An 11,933-nucleotide genomic window follows, 5' to 3' on the forward strand; every position below is an offset into this window, starting at 1 on the left:
TTATATATGTGTCTCTCTGCATGGGTGGGGGAATCTATGGTGTTTCCTTGTAAAGTGCAGGTGGTGAAAGATATCGTAGAAGATATGCTCTTATGGGGGTTATCTTGTCTGGGTATGAGAGGCTCGTGAGGGACGGTGGTTCGGGCTCTTGTGGCGTGAAAAGAAAAACTCCCAAAGTCCTAATGGGCCTTGGGAGTTGTCATCATATTCATGATATGGGTTCTGTCATTAGAATGGCAGGTCGTCATCGCTGTTGCTCTGCTCGGGCTGGGGTGGGAATGGGGCGTTGGCGGGCTGCTGAGGCGCTGCGGGAGCGGCCTGGGCTGCAGGGGCTGCGCTAACGGTGTTGGGGTCGACCAAGCGAACGTCGAATGCGCGGATATTGTTGAACCAACGGCCATTATACTCGTGAGCATCAATGTCGAAAGAAACATTGACCTCCTGGCCTAACTGTATGTTGAAACGAGTGAGACGCTCTTCGCCAAATACATCGAATACCATCTTGCGAGGGAAGCTATCGTGGGTTTCGATTACAAAACTCTGACTCTTCCACTCTCCACGTGCTGAAACGCCGCTGCGTGCGGGCAGCACTGCGATTACCTTACCTTGTAGTTCCATTTTATAATTATATATTTGTTTTCGAGATTATTATCTTCCGCGAAATTACTAAATTTTATGAGAAAGACGAAAATATTTGCCTATTTTTTTGCACCGCAAGCAGCTTTTTTGTATTTTTGTGCCTATATTCAATTAAAAACCATATAAATAATATAGGCATGGAATTTACAATATCAAGCAACGCTCTTAGCAGCCGTTTACAAACCCTGGCAAAGGTTATCAGTAGTAAAAACTCACTCCCTATACTGGAATGTTTCTTGTTTGAGGTGAACAATGGTTCGCTGACGATTACTTCGTCGGACAGCGAAAACATGATGAAGTCTACTGTGGCACTGGACAGTAACTCTGGAGAAGGGGCTTTTGCCATTCAGAGCCAGACCATGCTTGACGCTGTGAGAGAGCTGCCCGAGCAGCCTCTGACTGTAGTCGTTGATACCGAACTGGCTACAATCAAGGTGATATATCAAGGCGGTGAATATAACTTTACCATCATGGGCGCTGCAGAATATCCCAAGATGCTGACGATGCCTGAGAATGTCAATGTAATCACGATTGATTCGGGCGTGCTGGCTGCCAACATAAACCGTTCGATATTTGCCACTGCGCAGGATGAGCTGCGTCCGGTGATGAATGGTATCTACTTTGACCTGACTCCGGATGCGTTGGCTATCGTCGCCAGTGATGGACACAAGTTGGTGCGTAACAAGAACTTCATGGTGAAGAGTGATTCTCCTGCCGCCTTTATTCTCCCGAAAAAGCCAGCCAACCTGTTGAGAAGTGTGCTGGGCAAGGATGGCAGTGATGTCGTCATCAAGTTTGATGGACGAAATGCCGAGGTAACCTTCGACGAGGGCGTGCTGACATGCAGACTGATAGAGGGACGTTACCCCAACTACAACTCGGTGATACCTGTAGCCAACCCCAATCAACTTACGATAGACAGAAAGGCTCTGCTGAGTGCTCTCAAGCGCGTATTGCCTTTTGGTAGCAAGAGCAGCCAGTTGGTGAAGTTCAAGTTGGACGCAGGCAGTCTGGTTATCTCGTCTGAGGATATAGACTATGCAACCAAGGCTCGTGAGACTATCCTCTGTGACTATGCAGGACAGAAGATGAGCATAGGATTCAAGGGCAGTTCGCTGACAGAGATTCTGAGCAATCTGGACAGTGAGCAGGTTACGGTGGAACTCGCTGATCCCAGCCGTGCCGGTATCATTGTACCTACAGAACAGCCCGAGAATGAGGATGTGCTGATGCTGCTCATGCCGATGTTGCTGAACGATGCAAACTAATATTCAGAACCCACTATAATATATAGTAATAGTGAAACTTAATATCACAAAACCGCTGGTAGTCTTTGATTTGGAGACTACCGGCTTGGATATTGTAAAAGACCGTGTCATCCAGATATCGTATATCAAGGTGACGCCGGATGGACGGGAAGAACGAAATAATATCTTTGTCAATCCTCAGCGGGTAATCCCTGATGAGGTGGTAGCGCTTACGGGCATTACCAATGAGATGGTGAAGGAAGCCAAGACTTTCAAGGAGATTGCAGCCAATCTGAAAGATGCGTTTGCGGGATGTGACTTTGCCGGATTCAACTCAAACTTTTTTGATATTCCCATGCTTGCCGAGGAGTTCCTTCGTGCGGGCGTGGACTTTGACTTCTCCAAGGTCCGTCTGATAGATGCGCACAGCATCTTCTGCAGAATGGAGCGTAGGAGTCTGGCTGCTGCCTATCAGTTCTATTGCGGTCGCAAGATGGAGGATGATTTCCCTCCGCATCGTGCCGATAATGACACCGAGGCTACCTATCGGGTGCTGATGGCTCAGTTGGACAAGTATAATCCAGAGACCGCCGATGACCCTGAAAAGGTGTTGCACAACGATATGGATGAGTTGGCAGCCCTGTCAAAATCGAATGACAATGTGGACTTTGCAGGCAGAATCGTGTGGAAGGATATGGTCGATGCCAATGGCAAGCCGCTGCTCGATGGTGAAGGCAATCCGCGCAAGCAGGAGGCTTTCAATTTTGGTAAGTACAAGGGTTGGTATGTGACAGATGTGCTGCGCAAGGACCCTGGTTATTACAGTTGGATGCTGTCGTCTGATTTTACGAACAACACCAAGCAAGTGCTCACGCGTATCCGTATGCGTGAATTTATGAACAAGAAAGGATAGTGGGCAGTAATCTCGGCATATTGATACGGACATTTACGCGGAGAAATCGCTTCTGGATGAAAGGCGTGATGGTGATGGGCTACATCATGATAATGCTGGCGGCAATGCCGGCAAAGGCTCAGGAACTCAATGCCAAGATAACCATCAACCGTTCGCAGATACAGGGAACGGATGCCAGTGTGTTTGATGAATTGCAGAAGCAGTTGGAGCAATTTGTCAATGAGCGGCAATGGACCAATCTGCATTTTCAGAAGAATGAGCGTATCGTATGCAATTTCAACATCACTGTAACCAAATATGACGCTTCGTCGAATATCTTCACTTGCAAGGCGCTGATACAAGCCAATCGTCCGGTATATAATTCGGCTTACACTACCACTCTTTATAACAATACTGACAACAACTTCAACTTCGAATATGCCCAGTTTGATCAAATTGTCTTCACTCCAGACAATATTGACAATCAACTTACTGCGCTGTTTGCCTATTATGCTTATCTGATAATCGGTATCAATCTCGACAGTTTTGCTGCCATGGGTGGTGACGAGGTGCTGCAACAGTGTATGAATGTTGCCAATAGTGCGCAAAATCTGAATTATCCCGGATGGAAAGCCTTTGATGACAGCCGAAACAGGTATGCCTTTATCAATGATTATCTGGATGGAGGTATGCGCCCGTTCCGACAGTTTCAGTATGACTATTACCGTACCGGGCTTGACGAGATGGCTGGCAATGCGGAGCGAGGGCGTGCCAATATAACTAAGGCGATGGAGCTGTTGAAGAACAGTCATGATAACAAGCCGCTGAGTCTTGTTCCGCAGATATGGGCGGACTATAAGCGGGATGAAATTGCCAATATATATAAAGGTAAGGGAACGCCCAAGGAGAAGGAAACAGTATACGACATTCTGTTTGGTATCAACGCCAGTCAGAATGCGGCATGGGATAAAATTAAGGAATAATGTTAAGACATTTATATATAAAGGATTTTACGCTGATAGACCAGCTTGACATTGATTTCTATCCAGGTTTCTCGGTAATCACTGGAGAAACGGGAGCGGGAAAGAGCATTATCTTAGGCGCATTGGGTCTGCTTTTGGGAAATCGTGCTGATGTCAAGCAGATAAAGAACGGCGAAAAGAAGTGTGTCATTGAGGCACATTTTGATTTGGCTGACAGTCATCTGGAGCGTCTGTTCTCTGACAATGATATAGACTATGATGCACAGGACTGCATCCTGAGAAGGGAAATCAATGCCAATGGCAAGAGCAGGGCTTTTGTCAATGATTCACCTGTATCGATCGCTGTTCTCAAGGAATTGGGCGAGCACTTGATAGACATACACAGTCAGCACCAGAACCTGCTCTTGCAGAAGGATGATTTTATGCTCGGCATTGTGGACGTGGTGGCCAAGAACGGCGAGGTGCGTCGTGCGTTTGCCGAGGCATACGAAGAGCAGAAAAAGTGCAAGCGTGAGTTGGATGACTTGACTCAGCAGATAGAAAGAGATAGGCAGAATGAAGATTTTCTGCGTTTCCAATATCAGGAGTTGGCCAAGGATGAATTCAAAGAAGGCGAGCAGGAGCAGTTGGAGCAAGACAGTGAGATTCTGGCTCATGCAGAAGAGATAAAGCAGGTGCTCTTTGATGCGAATAACGTGCTGGCTGACGAAGACAACAATGTGGCGTCTATCCTGAAGAACATCGCTTCCAATCTGAATTCGATAGAATCGGTATATGCGCCAGCTCGGGAACTGGCTGCGCGTGTGGAAAGTGCTTATATCGAAATCAAAGATATAGCCGACGAAATCAATGGGGGAGGAGAGAAGATTGAGTTCAATCCTGCCTTGTTGGAGGAAATCAACGGCAGGCTGGATAGGTTGTATGCTCTGCAACAGAAGTATCACCTCGGTTCGATAGAAGAACTGAATGAACTCAAGCAGAAAATCGCTGACCAACTGGGTCTTATTGACAATGGTTCGGATGAGTTGGATGCGCTTAAGGAGCGATATGAGCGGGCATACATGGAATGTCTGGTAAAGGCGAAACAGTTGACGCAGACACGCGAGAAAGTGGCGAGAACTGTGGAAAAGGAACTTAAGCAACGTCTGGTGCCATTAGGAATCCCCAACGTAAGATTTGAGGTGTCGATGGAGGAAAAGCCCTTGAGTGCTGATGGCGCCGACAAGTTGCAGTTTATGTTCAGTGCGAACAAAAATAGTCTGTTGCAGCCCATATCGCAGATAGCCTCGGGCGGCGAAATCGCCCGCGTGATGCTCTCGTTGAAGGCGATGATCTCGGGAGTAGTCAAGTTGCCCACCATCATCTTTGACGAGATTGATACGGGCGTGAGCGGTCGCGTGGCCGAGCAGATGGCTTCGATTATGAAGGAGATGGGCGACAAGGACCGTCAGGTCATCAGCATTACCCATCTGCCACAGATTGCTGCCATGGGAACGACCCATTATAAGGTTTCCAAAGAGGATTATCGTGATGTGACGTTGAGTAGGATGACAAAACTTACAGATGATGAACGAATCAAGGAAATCGCTCAGATGTTGAGCGGCAGTGACATAACTCCGGCCGCGATAGAAAATGCAAAATCCCTATTAAGAATATGAAGAAAATCATTTATATAGCTTTCGCACTCTTGGTTGCAACCAATTGTAGTGCGCAGATAGAGAGTGCCGCCAAATCGGTTTTCTCTCTGACAACCTTTAAGAAAGATGGTACCTTGCTTGCATCAACCCATGGCGTGTTTGTGGGAGATAAGGGCGAAGCGATAAGTTCTTGGAAGCCGTTTGTGGGTGCCGACAGTGCGGTGGTAATCGATGCCAATGGCAAGCAATCGGTAGTAAGTGCGCTGATAGGTGCCAACGAGTTGTACAATGTCTGCAAGTTTAAGGTGGATGGCAACACGCAGCCTGCTTCTGTAGCAACCGCAGCCAGCAAGAAGGGTGAAAAGGTATGGATATTGCAGTATTCGGTCAACAAGCCCCTGATAGACCAGCGCAATGTGCAGAGCGTGGAGCCGTTTATGGAGAAGTATGCCTATTATCTCTTCTCGTCTAATATTGATGAGAGTGCTGATGGATGTCCTGTTGTCAATTCCAAAGGTCAGGTGATTGGTGTCATCCAGATTTCCAAGGATGGACAGCAGATTGTGGCTACTGATGCCAATTTCATGAACGATATGACTGTGGAGAACGGTCTGGCCATAGCCAATCCTGTGCTCAGACAATCGTTTATCCCTATCGACTTTCCCAAGAACCATGAGCAGGCTGCGGTGATGTTGACTCTCACAGCAGAACAGAGAGATACGCTGATGTATAACAAGTACGTAAAGGCTTTCATCCAGCGTTTCCCTGGTTATGTGGAAGGCTATAATGCGCTGGCCAACAGACAGCTGGCTAAGGCTGATTTTTCTGGAGTAGATGCTACCATCAAGACTGCCCTTGAGAAAGTTGCCAAGAAGGAGGATGTACATTCGGCCTATTCCCGTCTGATATATAACAAGGTTTCCAATCTTCCAGACAGCATCTATCCTTCCTGGAATGCGGATAAGGCGCTGGAGGAAGCCAATAAGGCGTATGATATAGACCACCAGCCTCTCTATGTGCATCAGCAGGCTTTGGCTTATTTTGTGAAGAAAGACTACGCTACTGCCTACGACAAGTTTATGGAACTCACCAAGACCCCTATTCGCAATGGTGACCTCTTCTATAGTGCCGCTCAGTGCAAAACGCAGATGAAGGCTCCCGATGCAGAGATCGTAGCCCTCTTGGACAGTGCTATAGCTGTCTCTCCCCAGCCACTGAATTTTGTGGGTGCGCCTTATGTGCTTGCTCGTGCTACACATTATTATAATATAGGAGAGTATCGTAAAGCGGTGATAGATTTCAATCAGTATGACTCGTTGATGCAGGGTAGGCCCATTACCAGCAATTTCTACTATATCCGTCATAAGGCAGAAATGGAAATCCATCAGTATCAGCAGGCGCTCAACGATATGGACCGTGCCATATTGCTGCAGCGTGATTCTCCAACCCTGTGGGCAGAGAAGGCTTCGCTGCATTTGCGCTTCAGCCAGACCGACAAGGCAATCCGTAGTGCAGAAATCTGTACACAACTTGCACCTGAGTATGCCGATGGATATATCTTGTTGGGCGTGGCCAATATGGTGGCAAAGAATAAGGAAGAAGGAACCAAAGCTCTTATGAAAGCCAAGGAATTGGGAGATGAAAGAGCTGATGAGTATTTGAAGAAATATAAGTAAATATTTGGAAATACCAAGCAAATTTATTAACTTTGCAGCCGCAAAAAGGATGGTTCCGTAGCTCAGTTGGATTAGAGCAACAGCCTTCTAAGCTGTGGGTCTTGGGTTCGAACCCCAACGGAATCACGAAAAAACTGAAGAAAGAGGACTTTTCATAATGTAAAGTCCTCTTTTTTTGTGTATATGTTTCGCCTTGCTTCTTTGCTTCTGGAGCCCAAATTGAAGGCTTAATATAACCTATCTGAAAGGGAATGATGCGCCTCGGCTCGATGAGCTACTATCGGTATGTTTGTCTCTTTGTGGAGCTTCTTGCAGTTACACACAAATCACTTATCTGTGACGTAAACAGATAGGTCTGTGTATTGGTTGGCATCTGCAATATCACAGTGTCATATTTGTTTCACGCATCATTTCTTGCCTTAGCATCTATTTGACAGGAACGGAGGTTCGTATTATCTTGGAAGAGTCTTGAATAGCCCATTTAAATTGAGGTGATTTCAATATTTATACGCAAGATAGCACCGATAACTCTGAGGAGTTTAACCTTATCTTTGGTTGTGTTAGGCACGATAATCCATCGCTCATTGTCTATCTGTACTTGTCCGTTAAACATCTTTGATGTTGTTATAAGTGGCTTGCCACACCAAGTTAGTTCTTTTTGCTTGATTTTATCTATACCAATTTCCCTGATTACTTCAAGGAACGTATTTGTTATTGAATTATTGGCAAAACATTGCCCATCTGGTAATTTTACGAGTATTTCGCCTTTTGTTCTAGTGCGCTTTTCTTTGTTAGGGTTGTCTTGTGCTACAAAGTCTTCTCCCAACTCTATTTTTAATCCTAAAGACAATTGCTCATTTATAGCATTTAATTGCAGGAACTTTGTGTCCGAGTTTGATTGTGTGTTGAGATACCAACCATTGCAAACAGGCTTCATCCATTCCTTGTATTTGGGATATATTTCTTTTGATAACAATGGCAGGTGGCATGACTGTAGTTTTATATTTGCTATAACATCATCGCCCAACTCTTGCATTGTTGCTATCATTGTATCGGTTGTACTTTTATAACAAAGGACTTTTCCATTGGGGAAGGTTACTCTTAGGAGTTTTCTTCTCGCTCTATCTCGTTTTACTTCTTCCATATAGCTTTATATTAATGATACTTCAGTTTTTTTTTGCAGCATTGCAACGATTACTCGCAGAGGTCTAAGTTTTTCTTTAGGCAGCAAATCAATCAACTTTTATCCTTATCACTCTTATTCCTCTCTGTTTGGGATGCTTGCTCATATATACTGCGAGCGTCATAGGTTCTTCCACTACTTTGTGTCTTATTTGTGAGGCGTTGAGGAGATGTAGGCCGTCGGCGTGCCAAACTGCGATGCCTATGTGGGATGTGTCGAGTCCTTGTTTGGATGTGGTAATGGCCAGTATGTCGCCATCCTTTATGGTCTGGCGCATGAGCGTTGAGTTGTCTATTGATTTCTTCGGAATATAGGCCACAGTGCGTCCGGTCAGTTTTTGCTCCGTATCTCTGATTTCTTTTATGGCCTTTGGTTTGCCATGCAGCATAGGGTAGAGGTGGCTGTGGGTTGACATGAAATCGATGTTGAGACGCTGGCGGCCGGTGAATGGTCGTCTTTTATGCGAAATCTCCTTAATCAGCCCCATCTCTGTGTTGTCGTCAATCCATGAAGTGAAATAATGCAGTCGTCGCGTGTAGCCTATTTTCCCTTGTTCGTAACGTATGGTTCTCAGCCAGTGGCAGTAATCTTCAAACCTGATGCTTTGTTCACGGGCACACAGCGTGAGCGCCATTACCGTCTCGACATATGTGGTGCAATCGAGTTGGCGCAGGTTGACAACGAGCTGTTCGGATGGGTTCACCTCCAAGGTCTTGGCAACATAGGGAATACCACGTAGTTGACGGGAAAAGTATATCATGAGATTTTTATCCTTGCCCAGGTGTCTCGCCTGCTTCAGCAGCGAAGTCACGCGTAGGCTGTCAGATGGCTTATAATCCACCTTCTCCTGTCCAATGGCATTGAGGCAAAAGCCCCATATGACGACAGCGAGGAATATTGTATGTTTCATCGTCGGTTGAAGTTAAATCCTATATAAATGTTGACATTGCCAAAAGTATTATTGGTCGTTATCTGGCTTTTGTGATAATTATACGAATGGAATACGGCATTGGCTCCCACAAACCATTTGGTGTTGTTCCATACTATACCCATACGGCCAATTGCATCAATGTTGGTATTGTGCAGTGAAAGCTGTTTGAACCAAGGTTTGTCTTCATGGTTGTCGCCACGCGTGGTCTTGTATGAAAGCCCAATAGACAGGGAGGCGTCAATTAGCAGGTTGCGCATGGGCACCCAATTGTATGCGTATCCTCCAGAGATAGAGTAGTCGGTATAATCGATGTGGGGAGGCAGGTTGCGATTGGCATCCAGTCCATTGGGCGCAGTATAGCCCGTATGTTGCTTGATAATGGCAGACAGTTTCATCCAGTCCATATTCAAGCCATGTCGCGTATAACCGATACCCGCCAGAAATGAACCGGCCGAACGTCGCTGTACCGTGCTTTGACTGTAAGCAGCGGGATAAGAGAATTTGCGGTGGTTGAAGATATAATATAGGTTGAAGCCCTTGATGCTTGCTTCTATTCCATCAAATGGCAAATCCTTCAATCCCTCGGTATCATATTGTCGTCCTACATCAATTTCCTTGATTTTGTAGTTGTCTCCCGTGCGACGATAGAACAGGTCAACGCCTATCTGATTGGAATATAGACTCAGGTTGAAGTCTTGGTTGCGTCCGCTCTCTTTGATGTGGGCCACGTCGAGGGTATAGCCCAGGAATATCCATCTCCACCCGAAGTAAGGGCCGACCTTTATGCGCGGCTTGGGGGCAAAGACTACATTCATTCCGTCACTGCTGCTCAGGCGATATACCTCATAGGTGTTGGTGTTCTGAATCATTGCAGCAAAATTATATCGCTGCGGTTCCACATAGTTGGTATCTACACGGCTGAATTCTTTGACAAAGTCATACAGGACTCCTATCACACCCTTCTTTTGAGGTGGGATAGAGTCATCTGCCATAAGTGGTGAAGATGTGATGAGCAATATGATAATCAGATAGAGATGTCGGAGCATACAGCCTACATTTTTCCCAATATGCGATCCATCACCCAGTTGGTGGGAGTTGCGCTCACGCTGGTCGATGTGCAGATGTTCAGACCCTGCAGGTCTTCTATCACTTTGCGTATAATCGGTAGTTGCACGTAAGGAGGGTTCTTGACCTCTATCTCTGTCAAACCTTCTGAGGTTACCAGACGGATAGGTTTGTAGTTGAAGACAGAGAAAGACAGCATACCTTGTTCGCCGACTATCTCTATGCAGTCTTCTCTGGCACTTTGGTGGCCCACGAAGCACCATGACCCGCTGCCGACCAGTCCACTCTCAAAGCGGAAGCAAGCGCTTATGGTATCTTCTGCGGTATAGAGGTGGGCGCGGTTGGTGCAATAACCGTGGGCTTTGACGATAACGCCAAAGATGTCTTGCAATAAATCAAGTTGATGAGGGGCCAGGTCGTAGAAATAACCACCACCAGAGATGTCTGGCTGCAGGCGCCATGGCAGTTCGCGGGTGGAGTTATAGTCCAATTCTCGGGGAGGAGCGGAAAACCTTACCTGCACGTTGGTAATATTGCCAATGCGCCCTTCGCGTATGATTTCTTTGACGCGCTGGAAGTAAGGCAGGTAGCGGCGATAGTAGGCCACATAACAGGGCACTCCTGTCTGCTCGCTTATGCGGTTGATGCGTACGCAGTCGTCATAGCTTGCAGCCAATGGCTTTTCCACATATACCGGCTTGCCTGCACGCATCGCCATAATGGCAAAAGTGGCATGACTTGATGGTGGGGTGGCAATATATATGGCATTGATATCCGGGTCGTCTATCAATTCCTGGGCATCCGTGTACCATTTGCGTATATTGTGTCGCTCCGCATAGTTGCGCGCTTTCTGTTCGCTGCGGCTCATTACCGCTTCCACATGCGAACCTTCCACTTCGGCAAAGGCGGGACCAGACTTCTTCTCGGTAACCTCGCCGCAACCAATAAATCCCCAACTGATTTGTTTCATCTTGTTTGCTTTTTCAGAACATTTGATACAAAGTTACGGCAAAGCGGAGATATTACAAAAAAAAAGTCGTAATTTTGCATATATAATTAAAGCAACGATATGGAAATTAAGAATTCTCAGTTTGTTATTTCAGCGCCTACAGTCGAAAAATGTCCAAAAGACAACAAGCCCGAGTATGCTTTTATCGGTCGAAGCAATGTAGGTAAATCAAGCCTCATCAATATGCTTTGTAATCATAAGGGCCTGGCCAAGACCAGTGCCACCCCCGGCAAGACTCTTCTTATCAATCTGTTTCTTGTCAATCGTGAATGGTATCTTGTCGATCTCCCAGGATATGGTTATGCCAAGCGTTCTAAATCCGTGCAAGACCAACTGCAGCGTATGATTTCGAGTTACATACTCCAGCGTCAGCAGTTGGTCAATGTATTTGTACTCATAGATATTCGCCATGACCCGCAGAAGATAGACCGTGAGTTTATCGATTGGCTGGGCGTGAGCAGCGTTCCTTTCAGTATCGTTTTTACCAAGGCCGACAAACTCGGACCCGTCAAGGCTCGTCAGAATGCAGAGCGCTGGATGGAAAGCCTCAGAGATACATGGGAAACGTTGCCTCCATATTTTATCACGAGCAGTGAGAAGAAGACCGGCCGTCAGGAGGTGATAGACTATATTGGACAAATCAACGACTCGTTGGCTGCTACTGATTAATA

11 protein-coding genes and 1 tRNA gene are annotated in these 11,933 nt (G+C 46.3%); 7 read left to right on the top strand and 5 right to left on the bottom strand.

Going from position 1 to position 11,933, the window contains the following annotated elements:
• Positions 1 to 228: 228 nt before the first annotated feature.
• Positions 229 to 618, bottom strand: coding sequence for a DUF3127 domain-containing protein (locus tag CIK87_RS09625; RefSeq protein ID WP_022309666.1), 390 nt, complete (start codon positions 616 to 618; stop codon positions 229 to 231).
• Between the two features lie 158 nt (positions 619 to 776).
• On the opposite strand from CIK87_RS09625, the gene dnaN reads away from it, so the two are divergent.
• The 6 genes from dnaN to CIK87_RS09655 all read left to right on the top strand — a co-directional run bounded on the left by dnaN (position 777) and on the right by CIK87_RS09655 (position 7,200).
• Positions 777 to 1,907, top strand: a complete 1,131-nt coding sequence (dnaN, locus tag CIK87_RS09630) for a DNA polymerase III subunit beta (RefSeq protein ID WP_094386994.1) — start codon at positions 777 to 779, stop codon at positions 1,905 to 1,907.
• Between the two features lie 31 nt (positions 1,908 to 1,938).
• Positions 1,939 to 2,799, top strand: coding sequence for a 3'-5' exonuclease (locus tag CIK87_RS09635; protein WP_094386995.1), 861 nt, complete (start codon positions 1,939 to 1,941; stop codon positions 2,797 to 2,799).
• Between the two features lie 56 nt (positions 2,800 to 2,855).
• Positions 2,856 to 3,761 (top strand): DUF4835 family protein, encoded by a 906-nt coding sequence (locus CIK87_RS09640; RefSeq protein ID WP_094386996.1) that lies wholly within the window; start codon positions 2,856 to 2,858, stop codon positions 3,759 to 3,761.
• Positions 3,761 to 5,419 carry a DNA repair protein RecN gene (gene recN, locus CIK87_RS09645; protein WP_094386997.1) on the top strand — a complete coding sequence of 553 codons (1,659 nt, stop codon included), beginning with the start codon at positions 3,761 to 3,763 and terminating at the stop codon, positions 5,417 to 5,419. Before CIK87_RS09640 ends, recN begins: the two co-directional genes overlap by 1 nt.
• Entirely contained in the window at positions 5,416 to 7,074 is a 1,659-nt protein-coding gene (locus tag CIK87_RS09650; RefSeq protein ID WP_022309671.1) for a tetratricopeptide repeat protein, read from the top strand. Before recN ends, CIK87_RS09650 begins: the two co-directional genes overlap by 4 nt.
• A gap of 51 nt (positions 7,075 to 7,125) precedes the next feature.
• Positions 7,126 to 7,200, top strand: a tRNA-Arg gene (locus CIK87_RS09655).
• Between the two features lie 355 nt (positions 7,201 to 7,555).
• Here CIK87_RS09655 and CIK87_RS09660 read toward each other — a convergent pair.
• From CIK87_RS09660 to CIK87_RS09675, 4 genes are all read right to left on the bottom strand, one after another.
• Positions 7,556 to 8,218: a hypothetical protein gene (locus tag CIK87_RS09660; RefSeq protein ID WP_094386998.1), complete on the bottom strand. Its 663-nt coding sequence runs from the start codon at positions 8,216 to 8,218 to the stop codon at positions 7,556 to 7,558.
• Between the two features lie 88 nt (positions 8,219 to 8,306).
• A complete protein-coding gene (locus tag CIK87_RS09665) occupies positions 8,307 to 9,167 on the bottom strand; it encodes an N-acetylmuramoyl-L-alanine amidase-like domain-containing protein (RefSeq protein ID WP_094386999.1) in 861 nt (286 codons plus the stop codon).
• Positions 9,164 to 10,234, bottom strand: coding sequence for a DUF4421 domain-containing protein (locus CIK87_RS09670; protein WP_094387000.1), 1,071 nt, complete (start codon positions 10,232 to 10,234; stop codon positions 9,164 to 9,166). Before CIK87_RS09670 ends, CIK87_RS09665 begins: the two co-directional genes overlap by 4 nt.
• 5 nt (positions 10,235 to 10,239) lie before the next feature.
• The gene (locus CIK87_RS09675) at positions 10,240 to 11,223 is read right to left on the bottom strand and encodes a Gfo/Idh/MocA family protein (protein WP_094387001.1); all 984 of its coding nucleotides are present in this window, start codon (positions 11,221 to 11,223) and stop codon (positions 10,240 to 10,242) included.
• Positions 11,224 to 11,322: 99 nt separating this feature from the next.
• On the opposite strand from CIK87_RS09675, the gene yihA reads away from it, so the two are divergent.
• Entirely contained in the window at positions 11,323 to 11,931 is a 609-nt protein-coding gene (yihA, locus tag CIK87_RS09680) for a ribosome biogenesis GTP-binding protein YihA/YsxC (RefSeq protein ID WP_022309515.1), read from the top strand.
• Positions 11,932 to 11,933 lie beyond the last annotated feature (2 nt).

The organism is Prevotella sp. P5-64 (assembly GCF_002251285.1).
GTDB lineage: Bacteria > Bacteroidota > Bacteroidia > Bacteroidales > Bacteroidaceae > Prevotella.